General features: G+C 60.8%; 17 protein-coding genes. 1 reads left to right on the forward strand and 16 read right to left on the reverse strand.

The window, feature by feature from the left end:
• Positions 1-37: 37 nt before the first annotated feature.
• From B5F39_RS12410 to B5F39_RS12425, 4 genes are read right to left on the reverse strand one after another with little or no spacing between them, the layout of a single operon-like run.
• A complete protein-coding gene (locus tag B5F39_RS12410) occupies positions 38-505 on the reverse strand; it encodes a tripartite tricarboxylate transporter TctB family protein (protein WP_158096052.1) in 468 nt (155 codons plus the stop codon).
• The gene (locus B5F39_RS12415) at positions 502-1,536 is read right to left on the reverse strand and encodes an Ldh family oxidoreductase (RefSeq protein WP_087368183.1); all 1,035 of its coding nucleotides are present in this window, start codon (positions 1,534-1,536) and stop codon (positions 502-504) included. Before B5F39_RS12415 ends, B5F39_RS12410 begins: the two co-directional genes overlap by 4 nt.
• Before the next feature lie 24 nt (positions 1,537-1,560).
• The gene (locus tag B5F39_RS12420) at positions 1,561-2,514 is read right to left on the reverse strand and encodes a 2-hydroxyacid dehydrogenase (RefSeq protein ID WP_087368185.1); all 954 of its coding nucleotides are present in this window, start codon (positions 2,512-2,514) and stop codon (positions 1,561-1,563) included.
• Positions 2,515-2,516: 2 nt separating this feature from the next.
• Positions 2,517-3,515 (reverse strand): 4-hydroxy-2-oxovalerate aldolase, encoded by a 999-nt coding sequence (locus B5F39_RS12425; protein ID WP_087368187.1) that lies wholly within the window; start codon positions 3,513-3,515, stop codon positions 2,517-2,519.
• Positions 3,516-3,884: 369 nt separating this feature from the next.
• On the opposite strand from B5F39_RS12425, the gene B5F39_RS12430 reads away from it, so the two are divergent.
• Positions 3,885-4,667, forward strand: a complete 783-nt coding sequence (locus B5F39_RS12430) for a hypothetical protein (RefSeq protein WP_087368188.1) — start codon at positions 3,885-3,887, stop codon at positions 4,665-4,667.
• A 305-nt stretch (positions 4,668-4,972) separates the two neighbouring features.
• Here the strand turns inward: B5F39_RS12430 and B5F39_RS12435 are convergent, their stop codons facing one another.
• From B5F39_RS12435 to B5F39_RS12490, 12 genes are read right to left on the reverse strand one after another with little or no spacing between them, the layout of a single operon-like run.
• A complete protein-coding gene (locus B5F39_RS12435) occupies positions 4,973-5,962 on the reverse strand; it encodes a divergent polysaccharide deacetylase family protein (RefSeq protein WP_087368190.1) in 990 nt (329 codons plus the stop codon).
• An 18-nt stretch (positions 5,963-5,980) separates the two neighbouring features.
• Entirely contained in the window at positions 5,981-7,186 is a 1,206-nt protein-coding gene (locus B5F39_RS12440; protein WP_239391265.1) for a S41 family peptidase, read from the reverse strand.
• Between the two features lie 20 nt (positions 7,187-7,206).
• Positions 7,207-8,418, reverse strand: coding sequence for a M23 family metallopeptidase (locus tag B5F39_RS12445; RefSeq protein WP_087368255.1), 1,212 nt, complete (start codon positions 8,416-8,418; stop codon positions 7,207-7,209).
• A 32-nt stretch (positions 8,419-8,450) separates the two neighbouring features.
• A complete protein-coding gene (locus B5F39_RS12450; protein WP_087368192.1) occupies positions 8,451-9,335 on the reverse strand; it encodes a permease-like cell division protein FtsX in 885 nt (294 codons plus the stop codon).
• Complete coding sequence (locus B5F39_RS12455; RefSeq protein ID WP_087368195.1) at positions 9,322-10,017, reverse strand: ATP-binding cassette domain-containing protein; 696 nt, start codon at positions 10,015-10,017, stop codon at positions 9,322-9,324. Before B5F39_RS12455 ends, B5F39_RS12450 begins: the two co-directional genes overlap by 14 nt.
• Positions 10,018-10,021: 4 nt before the next feature.
• A complete protein-coding gene (locus B5F39_RS12460; RefSeq protein ID WP_087368197.1) occupies positions 10,022-10,969 on the reverse strand; it encodes a transketolase C-terminal domain-containing protein in 948 nt (315 codons plus the stop codon).
• Positions 10,956-11,753: a hypothetical protein gene (locus B5F39_RS12465; protein ID WP_087368199.1), complete on the reverse strand. Its 798-nt coding sequence runs from the start codon at positions 11,751-11,753 to the stop codon at positions 10,956-10,958. The genes B5F39_RS12460 and B5F39_RS12465 overlap by 14 nt, the downstream gene beginning before the upstream one ends.
• Positions 11,740-12,756 (reverse strand): polysaccharide pyruvyl transferase CsaB, encoded by a 1,017-nt coding sequence (gene csaB / locus B5F39_RS12470; RefSeq protein WP_087368201.1) that lies wholly within the window; start codon positions 12,754-12,756, stop codon positions 11,740-11,742. The genes B5F39_RS12465 and csaB overlap by 14 nt, the downstream gene beginning before the upstream one ends.
• Positions 12,757-12,762: 6 nt before the next feature.
• Entirely contained in the window at positions 12,763-14,667 is a 1,905-nt protein-coding gene (locus B5F39_RS12475) for a DUF5693 family protein (RefSeq protein ID WP_087368202.1), read from the reverse strand.
• The gene (locus tag B5F39_RS12480) at positions 14,664-15,260 is read right to left on the reverse strand and encodes a Maf family protein (protein ID WP_087368204.1); all 597 of its coding nucleotides are present in this window, start codon (positions 15,258-15,260) and stop codon (positions 14,664-14,666) included. Before B5F39_RS12480 ends, B5F39_RS12475 begins: the two co-directional genes overlap by 4 nt.
• Positions 15,257-15,505: a hypothetical protein gene (locus B5F39_RS12485; RefSeq protein ID WP_087368206.1), complete on the reverse strand. Its 249-nt coding sequence runs from the start codon at positions 15,503-15,505 to the stop codon at positions 15,257-15,259. The genes B5F39_RS12480 and B5F39_RS12485 overlap by 4 nt, the downstream gene beginning before the upstream one ends.
• 1 nt (position 15,506) lies before the next feature.
• Complete coding sequence (locus B5F39_RS12490) at positions 15,507-16,316, reverse strand: undecaprenyl-diphosphate phosphatase (RefSeq protein WP_087368207.1); 810 nt, start codon at positions 16,314-16,316, stop codon at positions 15,507-15,509.
• Positions 16,317-16,361: the final 45 nt, after the last annotated feature.

Genomic DNA, 16,361 nt, shown 5'->3' on the forward strand with positions numbered 1-16,361 from the left:
ATCCTATCCTTTCAATAACGTAATTCCAAGCGGCGTATTACCAGCCGAATTTGTTCAGCGGCACTTGGACCTGCAGAAGCACCTTGAATACGAAGAAACACACCAGAGCCGTGATTATGCCGAACGGGACGGCGTATTTCCATTTTCCGGTGCCGCGCTGGAAGAGCGCTATCATGAGCAGAGATCCGGCTGTAAGGAATCCGAGAAATTTGACGAAAACCAAAAAGAAAACCAAACCGCCCCAGCATACGAAGAGGTTCGTCCTCGCCGTCTTGTCTTTCGGAAGCACCTTGTCCATCGTGATGCCGTCGCGCTTCAAAGACTGGACGAAGGCGATTATCGACAAGACGAGCAGTATGCCGCCGATCCAGCGGGGAATGAATCCAGGGCCGGGCGCGTACTTGCCGCTCCAGTAGCGCAGCCCCATCGCTATATACAGATACCATGCGGAGAATAAGACGAAACAGCCGTTGACGACCGTCGCCAGCTTAATCTTCTTCATCATATAGAGCATCCACCTTCACACATTGCATTTTTGATATCACAGACGACGGACTCGGGTATCTCGATCGTCTCTTCTGATTTTGCAAACAGACGGTTTTCTATCTCCCCGGGGATCAGAATTTCATCAACGCCAGGGCGTCTGCGCGAAGCCTTGAGCTCGTCGAACCACGCCTCGGCGCGCGCCTCAAAGAGCTTGACGTCCGTCAGCTTGTCTATGCGCACGAGCCAGAAGAAGTGCCCGGTGCCGGCGGCCGCGGAGCATCCGTACATGGACTCGGACTCGTGGCTGAGCTTGCCGCCGGAGAGCAGGCCGCACAGAACGTCCGTAGCCATCGCGAGGCCGTAGCCCTTGTGCCATCCCATCGGGAGCAGGCCGCCGAGCACTGCCTTCGCCGCGTCGGTCGTATCGTTTCCGTCGGCGTCCATCGCCCAGCCAAGCGGTATCTCTTTGCCCTCCCTGGCGTAAAGCCGTATCTTTCCCTTCGCTGCGGCGCTCGTCGCGCAGTCTATCGTGAAGTCGCCGTACTTTCCGGCGGGGAAAGAGAAGGAGAAAGGGTTCGTGCCGAGCATCGGCTCAATCCCGCCGTAGGGCGGCACGCTCGGGCCGGCGTTCGACGTCGCGAAGGCCGCGTAGCCGCGTTCCGCCGCCATCCTCGTATAATAACCGGCAGCGCCGAAATGGTTGCTCGCGCGGATGAACGCGAAGACGCCTCCGATCTCGAGCGCCAGCTCCATGCACTTTTCCAGCGTGCGCATCGCGACTATCTGCCCGAGGCCGTTGTCCCCGTCTACGCTGAGAAGACAGCCGAAACGCTCAGTCCTTATCTCGGGCTTCGGATTAACGAGTCCCTTTTTCAGCCTTTCGGCGTACTGGACGAGGCGCACGACGCCGTGCGACGATATGCCGCGGGCGTCGGCGTCTATAAGCGAAGCCGCCACGGTACGGGCGTCCTCTTCGGGCACGCCGTACATAGCGAGCAGCTTGGACGATAATTCAAAGAGCTCTTTTTTATTTACTTTGACTTTCGCCATGAACGACCGTCTCCGTAATCCCGTCTACGCCAGAAACTCTTTGTTGACCGTATGATCCAGCTCTCCGGTCTCGCAGAATTTCTTTATCGCTTCGGATATCGCCGGAACCATCTCTTCGGCGAGGTCGTTCGACGTGCCGCCGACGTGAGGCGTTATGACGACGTTGTCGAAGTCCTTCAGCGGGTTCGACGCCAAATCTTCGTTTTCCACGCAGTCGAGCCCGGCGCCTCCGAGCTTTCCGGCGGATACGGCCTCCGCAAGCGCTTCGTCGTCTATCAGCCCGCCTCTCGCCGTATTGACTATTACCGCGTTCGGCTTCATGCGTGCGAGCTCGCCTCTGCCTATCATGTGGCGAGTGCCGTCGAGAAGCGGAACATGGATCGAAACGACGTCCGCGCTCTCAAGCAGCTCCTCGAGCGTCACGAATCTCATGCCGTAGGCCTTCTCCGTATCCTCCGGCAGGCGGAATACGTCGTAGTAGACGACTTCGGCGCCGAGGGCCTGGACTATTTTAGCGACGCGCCGGCCGATGTTGCCTCCGCCGATTATGCCGACTTTTTTGTGGTTCAGCGTCGCGGAACGCTTTGCGTAGGTGTTTCTGTCCCAGACGCCCGCGCGGCACTGCCTTGCGTTGGCGTCGATGCGGCGGTTGACTGAGAGCATCAGGCCGACGGCGAGCTCAGCGACGGCGTAGGAGTTTACGCCCGGCGTGTTTGCTACCTTCACGCCGCGCTTTCCGGCGGCTTCGATGTCTACTGAATCATACCCCGCGCCCCAGCGTATGACGGCTTTCAGCGCGCTTTTGTCCGCGAGCGTCTTTTCAGGAGTCTTGAGCACGCGGACCACGACGATCTCGCAGTCCGTGACCGCATCGTACTGCTCCTGCGTCTCGGCGGTGTATATATCGTGTCCCGGAAGCATGGCGCGGAACTTGTCCGCCGTACCTTCGGGATACGTGCCCGCCAGCAGAATCTTCATGGCTACCTGTTCTCCTTGAGCTTCTCGGCCGTCTCGCGCATGAGCGCCTCCGACGGTGACTTTCTGTCTACCGCGGATACGGCTACTATAAGGCGCTTAACGTCCACGCCGTACTCTGCGGCGACCGCCTTGAAAGTCTTGACGAACGATGAATGGCATCCGCTGAATCCGAGGATGAGGTCGAGCGGTTTTATCGGCGTATGGTAGCCGTGCTTCTCCATCGCGGGGACGAGCTCGCTCTCGAGGAAGTTCAGCAGCCCGTAGAAATCGACGTGGTCGTTCTTCCCAGCCTTCTCGGCGAGCGCAACGGCTATCTCGGTCGCGAGGTTGCCGGCGCTGCGCGCCATGCCGAGCAGGCCGCAGTCGAGCACGTCTACGTCGTTGTGCATCGCTGCGACGGCGTTGGCCGCGGCCATGCCGAGGTTGTTGTGGCAGTGGAAGCCGACCGGGATCGAAATATTATCCTTCAGCGCGCGCACATACTCTCCGGCCTCGTCGGGAAGCATGCAGCCCGCCGAGTCCATTATCGTGACTTCATCGACGCCGTGCGCCTGAAGATCGGCGCATTCCTTCGCAAGGCAGGAAGGGCTGAGGAGGTAGGCCTTCATCAGAGAGTAGCGGCACTTGAGGTTCTCGGACTTTACGGCGCCGATGACCTCGTAATACTTCGAGCCGTCGCCAGCGTCCGCCCCGACGCGGAGGAAGGTCAGCCCCTGCGACGCGGCGTACTTGACGTTTTCCCTCTTATAGCGCTTCGCGTTAAGGAACATCCCTATCTCGGCCCTCTTCATATAGGGCTGGGCCATTTCGAGATATTCCTTGTCGCTGACGGGCGACGGAAAGCCAAGCTCCTCCGCTCCGAGCCCCTTCGCGTTGCCGTACTCTATGATCGAGACTCCGTTCTCCACGAGCCCCTTCAGCATCATAGCTGTAAGGTCGGCCGGGAAGCCGTTGCCTACGACATTGGCTCCGTCCCGCAGCGTACAGTCCATAATTTTCATGACTAAGAACTCCTCTCTATTCAACTTTCGTCATTTGTTTCACACAGGTTCAGGGCTTCAACTCTCTTACTTTTTTATAAAATAATTGCAAAGAAAAGGCAAACAACGACTTTTTGACGCCGCGTCAAATAAACTTTGGATGATATGATATGTTTTCACGATACATCAAAGCTCACGCGCCAGCGCGGCTTTTGCCGCGCTTCCGGCGCGCGCAGCGGAAGCCGAAAACCGCCTCGGGCCGTCTTTTTTACGTGGTTCCGCCGATTTTTACCGGAACAGATTTACAAAAGGCGCGCCGGATTGAATTTGGCATATAATAAGCGGACGGGAAAAAGCCGCACGCTATGCGGCGCAAGGAGGGTATATAAAATGGGACTCGATATTTACGCCGGGACGCTGACGCGATACTACTCGCACGATTGGAAGACCGCGGTGCAGCAGTGGGCCGAAAAGAACGGATTTAAATGCGAAATGGTGCGGCCGGGCGGCGGCGCAGAGGACGAAGAGGTTATGTCAAAAGACGAAATACGCGGCGCCGTCGAGGCGTGGCGCGACGGCCTGCTCGGCGCGCTTGAACGCGGCGGCGCACCGTGCGAGCCGTGGTCCGAGGACGACGAAAAACCATATTTCACGGACAAGCCGGACTGGGACGCCTATAACGCGCTGATGCTCTTTGAAGCCTGCACCCTTCTTCACAGACCGCTTCCCGAGGCTTTTCCGCGCCGCGCGGCCTATCGGGACGTTATCGCGCTGAACGATGAAGAAGAGGAAAAGCTCCGCGGGCTAGAGATAGCGGGCGGCGTCGAGTGGTGGCTGCCTATCGAGGAACCTTTCAGCTTCACGGGCTGGCTTCCCACGGAAGACGAGAAAACAATCTCGACCGCAGGCGCGCTGCTCTCTGAACTTGAGCAGTTGAACGAAGCGACCTGGAATGCGGACGAAGAGGAAATACTGCGCTGGAAGGACACGGAAGGCGCGCCCGCAGAGGTCGTGATATCCGACGACGGAAAGCTCGTCAGTACGGGCGAAGAAATCCCCGACACTTATGACCCAGCAGCGGCGGAGTCGCTTGCGAAGTTCGCCTTCTCCATCTTCTACCAGGCGGCGAAATTTTCGCTGAAAAACCGCGTGCCGGTGCTGCTTGACTATTAACATTAACGGGATTTTTTCATGAACGGCGCGGAGCTGAGCGAAATCGCCGCCGAGGCCGGCGGCTTCGCGTCACAAAAGATGTTCATACTGATCCGGCGCGTGGGGAAGAGACGGCGGCGCTCTATACCTACGGGTGCTGCGCGGCGGCGCATTTCGTTTCTCCGGCGGAGTCGAATCGAGGCAGGAGTCCGCGCCGGGAGCGCAGCGCCTAAAGGTACGGACGAACGGAAAATAAAAAATCCCAGCGTTTATCGGCGCGGGGATTTTTTTGCCTTTTTCGTAAATTTCGCGCAGCGCGCTTCGCGTTACTTTTTCTTCGGCACGCCGTCGTCAGTCAGAGCGAGCATCTCCGGGACTGTGACGAAGCGCAGCGGAAGCTCTTTATAGCGCGCGTTCAGTTCTTCGAGGAAGGCAACTGTCGAGGGGCGGAAATGGCAGATTATGAGCAGAGCGCCGCGTTTCTGCGCGTTGCGCGCTAGTTCGTCGAAGCGCTTCGCAATGACGGCTTTGTCCGAAGAGTTGTCGAGGAAGCCCCGGTTCTGCAGCGCGGGCACTCCCGCTTTCAGCGCCGTGTCGTATGCGGCGCTTTTGCCCGTCGTGCGGCTGTCCACGAATACGAGCCCGCGGCTTTTCAGCACTTCCATGAGCGGGCGCATGAGCTCGGCGCTCTCTGTCGCGCGCGAGCCGCGGTGGTTGTTGAGCCCAACGGCCCCGGGCAGGGAGTCGAGCGCTTTCTCGGTCTTGGCGCGTACGTCTGCGGCGGACATTCCGCGCCCGATTATGAATTTTCCCGTTTCCGAATCTTTGTCCGCCTGAGCCTGCATAGGCATATGTACGATGTAAGGCACCGACTTTGAGGCCGCCAATTCGGCCGTCTCCTTAGAGTAGGGGCGGTATGGGATTATCGCCCACGTCGTCGGAATGTCGAGAGCCGCGACTCTTTTCGTTAAGTTCATCTGGCTGCCGCCGTCGTCTATGACGATGGCGAGAAGCGCCTTGCCGTCGTCGGGGCCGCCGCCGGAGGCAGGCATGGCGTCATTCGCGGGCTGCGGCTGTTCCGCGGGGAGGCCGTCGTCGGCCGAGACTACTATGACCTCGCGCGACGGCGGCTCAGGCTCGGGGGCCGGAAGCTGCGCGACCTCGGCCGGCGCGGCTTCGCGCTCCGCGACCTTGGAGTAGCGTCCCTGGTTGTTGAGCGCGACGGCGTAGACAGCCGCCGCTACCGCGAGAAGCAGCAGCGCCAGCGCTACGCGCAGCCTGCGTTTACCCTTCGTTCTTTTGTAATGCTTAGCCAACTGAGGCCATCTCCCGTTTTATTTTTTCTCTTTCAGCTTATCTTTGAGGACGGCGAGCGCTTTCTGGAACTGCTTGTCGTCCTTCTTGTTCTTCATCGGCTCTCCCGCGACCGTCACGTCCGGCGTTAGTCCCTTGTGGTCTATCACGAAGCCGGAGGGCGTGTGGTAGCGCGCTATCGTCACATATATGCCGGAGCCGTCGGGCAGGTTGAAGAGCGTCTGCACGGAGCCCTTGCCGAAGGTCTTCGTCCCGACTATCGTGCCTCGCTTGTGATCCTTTATCGCGCCCGCGAATATCTCCGAGGCGCTCGCGCTTCCCTCGTTGACGAGTACGACGAGCGGCAGGTCGTTCGCCAGCCCTGGCTTCGCGTAGAGAGTGTCGTTCGCGCGCTCGAAGCGCCCCTTCATGCCGACGACGACCCCCTCCGGGATGAAGCGCGAGGTCACGTCCACGCAGACGTCGAGTAGGCCGCCGGGGTTGTTGCGGAGGTCCATTATCACGCCTTTGGCGTTTTTGGACATCGCGGCGTCCAACGCCGCCTTCAGCTCCTCGTCGGTCTTTAGGTTGAAGTGGTTGAGCTTTATGTAGGCGACTCCCCCTTCGAGCATTTCAAGGCGTACCGTCTTGATTTTGATGATTTCGCGCACTATTTTGACCGGTATCAGCTTCGCTTCGTCCTTGCGGCGTATCTGCAGCGTCACAGAGGTTCCGGGCTCGCCGCGCAGCATCTTCACTATCTCGTTGCTGTCCATGCCGAAGACCATTTTGTCGTCTACCTTGATTATCTCGTCGAGCGGCTTGATGCCGGCGCGGTCGGCCGGCGTGCCCTCTATCGGGGCTATGACGGTCGTGCGCCCGTCGCGGTTGGCCATATAGATGCCGAGGCCGCCGTATTCGCCCTCTATCTCCATGTTCTCCTCGGCCAGCGCTTCCGGGTCTACGAAGCGGGTGTACGGGTCGTCTATCGAGGCGACGAGGCCGCGCAGCGCGCCGTAGTACATCTTCGTGTCGTCTATCTTGCCTTTTTGATCTCCGTCAACCTGATAGGTCGAGAGTGCGAGCTTCACCTGCTTTATTATCGCAAGCTGCTGCGGCGTGAAAGGAAGGCTCCTCTCCCAGTCGGCGCCGACAGCCTGCGGTATGCTGTAGAGCGATACGCAGAGCAGCGCCCCGATAAATATCCCCGTGACCAGGTGCAGTATTTTCGATTTCAATATCTTCACTTACCTTTCCGAAGGCGGAGTTACTTCAAATATTTCATCGGGTTGACGGCGTCGCCGTTGACCCTTACTTCAAAATGGAGGTGGTTGCCCGTCGCCACGCCGGTCGCTCCTACGCGGCCTATCACCGTCTGGCGCGTGACTTTTGCGTTTTCGCTCGTCTCTATCTTCGAGAGATGGGCGTAGACCGTCGTAAGGTTCGCGCCGTGGTCGATGATGACGACCTGCCCGTAGCCGCGCATCCATCCGGTGTAGAGCACTTCGCCCGGGTCGGCGGCCTTGACCGGCGTGCCCTTGGGCGCTGCTATGTCCAGCCCTGTATGCGTTATCTTCGTCTTGAACGTCGGGTGGACGCGCGTCCCGAACTGGCTCGTTATCTTCCCCTGTATCGGCCATGCGAGCCGTCCGCCTTTGTAGTAGACCGGCGTCGGCGCGACCGGCTTTCCTTCCTTGCGCTTCGCCGCGTCGGCTTTCGCCTTAAGCTCCTGCTTCTGTTTGAGAAGCTTCTTTATCGCCGCCTGCATCTCCTGCGATGCTTTCTTGAGCTCTTCCTGCTCGGCGAGGAACAGCTTCTTATCCTTGCGCACCTTGGCCAACACTGCGCTGCGCTCGTCGGCGGCTGACTTAAGCTCCTTGTTCTGCTTCGCTAGGTCGGCGTTCTGATCCTTGAGCGTGCTGTGCTCCTTGCGGAGCTCCTCCTGCGTCATCGTGAGACGGCGCTTCTGCTCCGTCAGATAGTTTATGAGCTGCCTGTCCTGCTCAGCGATCTTGCCGAGAAGATAGGAGTTGGCCAGCGCGTCCTCGGCCCCGCGCGACGACATCAGCAGGTTGAACTCCGCGACCCCGCCGTATTTGTAAATGCTGACGAGCCTCTTCTCGAGTATCTTCTGCGCTGCGGCTATGTCGTTGTTCATCTTTTTTATGTCGGCGTCGAGCGTGAAGATGTTCTTCTTGACTTTCTGCATTTTAAGGCTCACGATGTTGACGCGCTGCTGCGTGACGGTTATCTTCTGGCTCAGCGCGTTGAGCTGGTTAGTCACGCTTTTTTCTCGCTTCGCAGTCTCCGAGAGCTTCTTCTGGTTCTGCGAGATCTGCTTCTGTATCTTGTCGAACTCGCGCTCCTGCTGTTTTATCTGCGCGTCTATGTCCGACTGGGATTTCGCGGCCGCCAGCGCCGCGGCTCCCGTGAAAAGTATGGAGCAGGCCGCCAGCGCCGCCGTGATTTTCATCCGCATGTTTTTAGCCTTCGTCACGGTAGTCTGCCTCGCTACAGCGGCTTCGAGGCCTTCCTGATGAACTTCTCCACAGCAATGAGGCTCGCGATAAGGCTCACGACCGCACCGCAGCAGATGAGCATGATAAAGAGGTTCGCCAGGACGCGCTTCGAGTCTATGAACGTTATGAAGGGCAGCATGTCGCGCAGCCGTTCGAGAGCGCTCAGGTACGAATAGCCAAGCGCCGTTGAAGCGGCGAGCGCGCCGAAGAAGCCGAGGATGAAGCCCTGTATGACGAACGGGAACGCCACGTAGGTGGATGTGGCCCCGACCTTCATCATCACGTCTATTTCCTCGGCCCTGGAATAGACTGAGATCCTTATCGTGTTGAAGAGCACCACGCCGCTGGCCGTGAGAGCGACCGCGAGCATGATTATCGAGAATTTCTCGACGAACGACGAGAGCTTCGACAGCTTTTCCGCGACATGGCCGGCGTAGACGATATCCTCGATCTCTGCGACGGAGCCGAGCCGCCCCGCGACGTCGGAGACCTGCGAGGCTTTCGAGACGTGTATCTCGAGGCTCGAAGGCAGAGGGTTCTCTCCGAGGAGCGTCACGGCGTCGGCCTGGTTGCCTAGGCGAGCGCGCAGCCGCTCGAGCGCGGTCTCCTTCGTGATCATCGTCACGCGCTCTACGCCGCTTATACGGCGCACTGCCGCGGCGGCCTTTTCAAGCTCCGCGTCGGGCTTGAGGTACGCTTGTATCGAGAGCTGGTTCTCCATGTTTCCGATAACGCTTCTGATGTTCAGGATAAAGAGCATCGTCGCGCCTACGACGAAGAACACCGCCATAGCAGTGAAGATAGTGAGAAGGCTCATGCCGAAGTGCCGCCATATCAGCCTCCAGCCGTCGCGCATTATATATTTAATACGTGCCATCGCCCTCGTACCCCCCGTCCTTCTCGTCGCGGATTATGCGCCCGCGTCTTATCTCTACGACGCGGTGGCGGTAGGTGTCCACGATGAATTGATTGTGCGTCGCCATCAGCACGGTCGTGCCGGCGGCGTTGATTTCGAAGAGAAGCTGCATGATCTCGTCCGCCGTGTGGTTGTCGAGGTTGCCCGTCGGCTCGTCGGCGAGTATGAGCGAAGGCTCGTTGACTATCGCGCGGGCTATGGCGAGGCGCTGCTGCTCGCCGCCCGACATCTGCGGCGGCAGAAGCATGCGTCTGCGCCATATTCCCACGGTCTTGAGCGCATCCTCGACGCGCTCGGCTATCTCGCGCGACGGAACGCCCATCACTTCGAGCACGAAAGCGACGTTCTCAAAGGCCGTCATGTTCGGAAGCAGGCAGAAATCCTGGAAGATCACGCCGACGTCGCGGCGGAACATAGCGAGCTCGAAGCGTCCCATCTTGCGCAGCGCGTGCCCCCCTACGCTGATGTGCCCGCGCGTCGGGACGACCTCGCGGAAGATGCAGCGCATCAGCGTCGTCTTGCCGGAGCCGGTCTCGCCTACCAGGTACACGAACTCGCCGCTTTCTATGTCGAGATATACGTCCTCCAGAGCCACGATGTCCGGCTCGAATATTTTGGAGACGCCGGAAAACCTTATATCCATCGGCCTACCTCCTGCGCAGCGCCCACACCTGGGCCGCAGCGTCCACTATCTCGTTCCAGGTGAGGCCGTAGTATTCGCGCAGCTCCTCCGGCGTGCCGCTGCTGATGAACTCGTCGGGCAGCGAAACGGAACGCAGCGGAACAGGATAGGTGCGTCCGAGACATTCCGCCGCCGCTCCGAATAGGCCGCCGGCGCCGCAGTGCTCCTCAGCGGTGACGCAGCAGCCCGTCCTGCGGACGGACGAGAGCAGCGCCTGCTCAGGGAAAGGCTTGAGGCAGTAGCAGTCTATGACCTCCGCGCCGATGTTCTGGCGTTCGAGCCGCTCGGCGGCCTCGAGCGCGCGGCTCACCATTATGCCGCAGGCGCATATAGTCACGTCGGCCCCCTCGCGCAGTATGCGGGCTCCGCCGAGCCTGAATATCTCGCCGGACTGATTTTCAAACTCCGGCGCAGGCGCGCGCCCCAGCCTTATATAAAGCGGAGCGCCGTCGGTCTCCGCCCCCTCTACTATGCCCGTCAGCGACAGAACGTCGGAGGGGACGAACAAGTTCATCCCCGGTATCGTCCTGACAAGCGCGATGTCCGAGGGCAGCATGCCGGCCGCTCCGTCCTGCGCGAGCGACAGCCCGCCGTCAACCGCGACTATGCGGACTGGCAGCGACGGCATGGCAACGGCTTCGCGTATATGCTGGTAGCTTCCGCCGAGGAGCCCCGCCGCCCGTCCGAGCACCCACGGGCGTTTTCCCGCAAGGGCGAGCCCGGCGGCGCTGAGAATTGCGGAATGCGCGTCGGCGCATGACGAAATTATCTTGTCCTCCGGTATTTCGCGCAGCGCGCCGCAGTCGGGCACGTCTTTCGCGACAAGCAGCGCGAAGTCGTCGCGTTCGCGCGCGTACCGGGCTATAATGCCGCAGAATGCCTCGAAGGTAGAGGCCGTTTTATTTATATTCACTAGATCTTACCTCCAATTCCTCGAGCGCCATGTCGAGCTCGCCGAGGCTGAGCGAGTGCGGCTCGCCCTGCCGTCCCGCGCCTATCGACGAGATGGCGAAGCCGCCGTCCGCGCGCACTGCGAGAGCTTTCGGAGCCCCGCGAGAAAAATCAAAAGAGCCGCACGCGCCCTCAAGCGCGGCGAAATCCCCGCCGGCTGCACGGCGCGTCTCCCATCCCTCAGGGAGCGCGCCGCCGTCCATATCTCCGCCGCAGAGTATTATCATAAAAAGATTGGGTATATCGAGCTTCGCGGCGCGGCACGTTTCCTCGGCGAACTCATCGGAGCGAAGAGCCTCGTCCGAAACGACGAAAGCGACGCGCGGGCGAAAACGCCGAGACGCTAGCTCGCGCGCGAGGGAAGCGGCCATCGCGAGCGACGGCTGCACAGTAAGGCATGGCGCGTCCATCCCCGGTATCCGCCGGAAATCGGGATGAGCCTGAAGCATCGCGCCGAGCCGCCTGTAGTGCCACAGATGCTCACGCTCGAAAAATCCGCGTCTTGCAAGAGCGGCGTAGAGCGCGGGAACGGCCTCGGGCATCCCGAGCACGAAACGGTCTCTGTCGCCGCGCTCCGGCTCGGACGGTATGAGCACAAGCTCCTCCCAGTAAAGGTAGACGAGCAACCCCGCGGCGGCGAGCGGCGTCTCGTACGGGCCGGAGCGCGCCATGCCTACCATGCGCAATATATCCTTGCGGACCTCGGACGTTATGCTTTTGAGTTCTTCGATTCTAGTATTGTCCATTTGCGACGCCGCACGCAGAGTGCAGCCCCTCCGAGAAAATTTCATAGACGGCGGCCGCCCCGCGCGCCGCTGAGGCGGCGGTGAGAGGCGGCGACAGCGCCGGAACGCCGCCGTCCGTCAGAGCTATATTATAGCGCATACAGAAGCCGGCGACCTTAGGATCGTATGAACATCCGGCGAGCGGAAGGCCGGAGAGTGAAGAAAGTATCAGAAAATGAAGCCTCATGCCTATGGCTCCCGAGGCGCGCGACGCGACGGCGTGAAAATCCTCTTTCGACGAAACCACGGCAATGTCTGAAAGCTTTACAAGCCCGCTTGAGGCGAGGCGCTCGAGCTCCGCCGCGTCCTCGTCAGACAGAGCGACGCCCATGATCTCGCGCCCGGATTTGTCCGCAAGCTTCATGCAGCTTCCGGCTGCCTCCTCCGCCAGCGCGCGGTGGCCCGGACGCGCGTTGAAAAGCAGGAAGGGGCCGCAGCCGTCCACCCGCTCCACGGGCAGCGACATCACAAGATCAGGCGACAGCGACGCTCGCAGCCCCATTGAAGCGAGCAGCGAAAGCGAGCCTGCGTCGCGCACGCCTATGTGGCAGCAAGACGAAAAGGCCGCGCGCGTGAGTGCGAGCGGAACGCGGCCGCGCAGCGGCCCCGCCGACTGCCCTTCGGCCCACACCTTAAGGCCGAGCAGCCGCGCGACGCGCACAGCCGCGTAATAATAGAAGCACGAGCGCGCGCTGGTGGAATCCTGAAAAAGTCCGCCGCCGCCGAGAAGCAGCGTCGTGCTCGCGGAACAGGCGCGGCGCAGCTCGCGCAGACTCCAGCGGCTGAAAGAGCGGACGCCGTATTTCTCCTCGCTCAAGCGCGGGTCCGCCGAAAGCACGGCGGCGCGTTCCCTGGGAACGCCGCACGACTCCAGCAGTCTCAGCGACGCTTCGCATAGAAGCTCGTCGCCGAGGTTGCCGAAGCCGTAATATCCGAGAAGAAGGACGTCGAACTCTTTCTTCAAAGCGACTTAAAGCCTTATGCCAGCCGCCCTGCGCAGCCTCGGCAGCAGAAGGCCCAGCGCCGCAGCGCAGACCGCGCCGATCAGAAGGCCGAGCCACCAGCCGTTGAGCGTGCGTATCACGCTCAGATAGAGAGGCGTGTGGAAATGGCAGAAGGTGTTGACCGCGGAACAGAAAGCTAGCGCCGCGGCGAGGCGCAGAACCTCGCGGTAGTACGGGATGAGCCCTTTGCGCACCGTGAACCAGTAGAGAACCAGCGCCGGGTAGCCGATCATAAATTCCTTCGTGCGCGGCCTCACGACGAGCAGATTTTCAATGAAATCGCGGAATGCGACCTCCCATCCGGGAACGTTAGAGACGTTGCCGCTGCGCAGCGCCATCACGAGAGCGCCGAGCATGACGACGCCGAGCAGCGCCAACTCCGTCCACAGCGGCGAACGGCGCATGACCTCGACGAAGCCTTCTGGGTGAACGCGCCGTTTCATGTCGTGTACGAAGATGAGGACGAGCGGCAGCAGAAGCGTCAGTTTGACGCCGGAGAAAGGCGTCAGACGAAGCGCAGCGGCTGAGGTGCCGTAGAACGAAGCGACGGACAGGCCGCCGGCCGCGACTATGAGCAGCGACGACACGGCGCCGCGGACACGTTCGCGCGAGCTCTCAAGAGCGCACAGCGCAGCCTCCGTCGCGACGAGCGCGCCGCACACGCCTCCGAGAAGCCGCGCCGCAGCGGACGAATACCAGAGCGCGCCGCCGAGCGCCGCCGACGCGGCGAAAAGCAGCAGAGCCGACGTCGCAGGCACCGGAAGCTTATCGCTGCCGTTCATGCGCGAGGCGTATGACCACAAAGTAAAGACGATGCATATCCCGCACGCGAAAGCGCCGGCGAGAGGCGCCGGCCATGACGGAAGGGGCTCCGGCCAGCCGAGCGCGTAGCCGCGCGCTTCCAGAGCCTTCTTGTAGCCGCCGAGGTCGGCGAGGAAGACGTCGAGCCGTCCGCCCATCTGCAAGTCGTAGGGATGCACCATGACGAGCCGTATCGAGCGCTCATGCACGGCGCGGACATAGCGGTCGGTTATCGTCGGGCGGCTTATGTTCCGCGAAATTATCTCCTCTTTAGTGAGACTGTGCATCGGGATGACGAGACCGCCGAGCGCTCTGGAAAGCGCCGGGACGCCTATCTGCCGCACGAACTCGACCTGAGAGAGTGTGATTCCCTTGCCGCGCATGACGGAGGCGAGCGGACGCACGTCTGGATAACCGGCGAGAATCGCGCCTGCCGGAATAATATTTCTAATCTGGGGATACTCTGAAGTCAGCCAGTCTATGGCCTCGGCGGTATCGGCTCCGGACGAAGGCGTGCACGGTCCGGGGCGGAAGAGCGCGTTCACGCCGTTCGCGCGGCAGAACTCGAGAGCGGCGAAATCAGGCACGAAAGAGGAACTCTTAAACTCCTCGACGGTGCCGGGCAAGAACACGCGCACGCCGCCGTCAGCCGTTTCCGTAAAGCTTACGTTCGGGAGCTTGTGCTCAAGATATGCGCGCAGCCGCTCCGCGTACGGGAAGCCCTTGCCCCACGCAAGCACGGCCCGCGGCGCGGAGCCGTCCGGCTTCTCGCCGAACGACGAGGCCGTGCCGAAGCGCAGGCCGAGCGGCGAATACATTGCGATCTCGTCGCCCGTGAACTCGGATACCGCCGCGCCCATAACTCCGGCGGCGTTGACTGCGCTCCATACATCCGCCGCCGTCCGTCCGCTCTGATAGGCGAGCGAGGCTATCTCGCGGCTGTCGGCGACGAAGGCCGCCGTCCTGCCGCCCTTCTCGGCGTCGAGCCGTGAGGAAAGCCCGTAAAAGGCGAGAGCCGCGGCGACGGCGAGCGCCGCATACAACAAAACGTGCTTATTTACGCTTCTCATAGTTCATTCCCCCACTGCGAGGCGAGCGAGACGCCCATACCGGCGAACATGCGGCTGAGCAGGAAGAGCGGAAGCCCCACAACGTTGAAATAGCAGCCGTCGATGTGCCGTGCGAGCAGAGTCCCGCGCCCCTGTATCGCGTACGCGCCGGCCTTATCCATACTTTCGCCGCACGCCACGTACGCGGCTATCTCATCCTCCGTCAGCTCGCGGAAAGTCACCTTAGTCTCTTCCGCATCAGACATGCTTCCGCCGTCAGGAGATATAAGGGCGACGCCGGTAAACACGGAATGAACCGCTCCCGAAAGGCGGCGCAGCATCGCAGCCGCGCAGACCCCGTCCCTGGGTTTGCCGAGCACGGCCCCGTCTATCGAAACGACCGTGTCCGCGCCTATTACCCATTCGCCGGGGAAACGCGATGCGACCTCCGAGGCCTTTTCAAAGGCGAGGCGCTTGACCATAACGGCGGGTTCCTCGCCGTCTATTATTTTTTCAACCACGCGCGGCGGTTCTACGCGAAAGCTCCATCCGAGCCCGGCAAGAAGCTCGCGCCGCCTGGGGCTGCCCGACGCAAGTACGATGTTTTTTATCATCTCGTTATCACTATCCCCGCCGCCGCGCCGATCACCGTTCCGAGATTAAGCTTGAGCGCGAATAAAAACCCGAGCCGCACCATCAGAAGGTCTATCTCGCGCACGTCTATGGTAAAATCGACGATATTTGAAAAAAGCAGCGACGTAGCCGAAAACCGCTGAAGAAAGAGGCCCAGCCACGTTCCTAGTATCATGCAGAGCAGAATAACGCCCCAGCGTAAGGAAGCGCTTTTTACCAGCGCCATGCTACCATCCCCCCATGAAGGTAAGAATCACCGAAAGTCCGCCGACCGCGAGGCAGTAGACGCCGAAGTACCACCACTTCGACGCGATGACGAGCCGCTTTAGCAGGCAGAGCGACAGCAGGCCGCTGACGAAAGAGCAGGCTGCGCCGGCGAGCCAGCCCTCCGGCAGAGTAGATACAAAGCTGTCCCAGCCGCCGAACTCGAGCGCCTGCACGCAGGTCGCGCCGATTATCGCCGGGATTGAGAGCAGAAAGGAAAAACGGAAGGCTTCTTCCTTTGAAAGGCCGGACAAAAGCCCTGCGATGATCGTGGAGCCGGAGCGCGATATGCCGGGCATTACGGCGATTCCCTGGACGACTCCGACGATGAGGCCGTTTTTCAGCCCGACCTTGCCGCCGCGGTCGCGTATCCTGCACGAAAACAGAAGAAAAGCCCCCGTTATGAGAAGGAACGCGCCGACCGCCATCGAATTGAGCGACGCCTCTTCCGATATATTCTTGAGCCCCATGCCGATGGCCCCGGTCACAGCGGTGCCGAGGACGACGGCCCAGCCGACCCGCCACCCGGGCTTAGAACGCGCCTCGCCGCCGGCGAAGCCGCGGCACCATTCGACGAACAGCCCGCATATATCGCGTGAAAAAAATATCACCGTGGCGAGCGTCGTCGAGACATGCAGCACAAGGTCGTAGTTGAGCGGCGGCATCTCCATGCCGAGGAATATCTTCGCGAGGGCCAGATGCCCGGAGCTGCTGACCGGAAGAAACTCAGTAAGGCCCTGGACGAGGCCGAGAATCACCGTATCCGTATTCATTTTTCGATCTTACCTCTTGCTTCTAAATTATTCTCACACCGGCGC

It is taken from the genome of Cloacibacillus sp. An23 (assembly GCF_002159945.1).
GTDB lineage: Bacteria > Synergistota > Synergistia > Synergistales > Synergistaceae > Caccocola.

Excerpts from the sequence above, each read along its gene's own strand:
- B5F39_RS12410 (WP_158096052.1), bottom strand. The coding sequence starts at position 505 with ATGATGAAGAAGATTAAGCTGGCGACGGTCGTCAACGGCTGTTTCGTC.
- B5F39_RS12415 (WP_087368183.1), bottom strand. The coding sequence starts at position 1,536 with ATGGCGAAAGTCAAAGTAAATAAAAAAGAGCTCTTTGAATTATCGTCC.
- B5F39_RS12420 (WP_087368185.1), bottom strand. The coding sequence starts at position 2,514 with ATGAAGATTCTGCTGGCGGGCACGTATCCCGAAGGTACGGCGGACAAG.
- B5F39_RS12425 (WP_087368187.1), bottom strand. The coding sequence starts at position 3,515 with ATGAAAATTATGGACTGTACGCTGCGGGACGGAGCCAATGTCGTAGGC.
- B5F39_RS12430 (WP_087368188.1), top strand. The coding sequence starts at position 3,885 with ATGGGACTCGATATTTACGCCGGGACGCTGACGCGATACTACTCGCAC.
- B5F39_RS12445 (WP_087368255.1), bottom strand. The coding sequence starts at position 8,418 with ATGCGGATGAAAATCACGGCGGCGCTGGCGGCCTGCTCCATACTTTTC.
- B5F39_RS12450 (WP_087368192.1), bottom strand. The coding sequence starts at position 9,335 with ATGGCACGTATTAAATATATAATGCGCGACGGCTGGAGGCTGATATGG.
- B5F39_RS12455 (WP_087368195.1), bottom strand. The coding sequence starts at position 10,017 with ATGGATATAAGGTTTTCCGGCGTCTCCAAAATATTCGAGCCGGACATC.
- B5F39_RS12465 (WP_087368199.1), bottom strand. The coding sequence starts at position 11,753 with ATGGACAATACTAGAATCGAAGAACTCAAAAGCATAACGTCCGAGGTC.
- B5F39_RS12475 (WP_087368202.1), bottom strand. The coding sequence starts at position 14,667 with ATGAGAAGCGTAAATAAGCACGTTTTGTTGTATGCGGCGCTCGCCGTC.
- B5F39_RS12480 (WP_087368204.1), bottom strand. The coding sequence starts at position 15,260 with ATGATAAAAAACATCGTACTTGCGTCGGGCAGCCCCAGGCGGCGCGAG.
- B5F39_RS12485 (WP_087368206.1), bottom strand. The coding sequence starts at position 15,505 with ATGGCGCTGGTAAAAAGCGCTTCCTTACGCTGGGGCGTTATTCTGCTC.
- B5F39_RS12490 (WP_087368207.1), bottom strand. The coding sequence starts at position 16,316 with ATGAATACGGATACGGTGATTCTCGGCCTCGTCCAGGGCCTTACTGAG.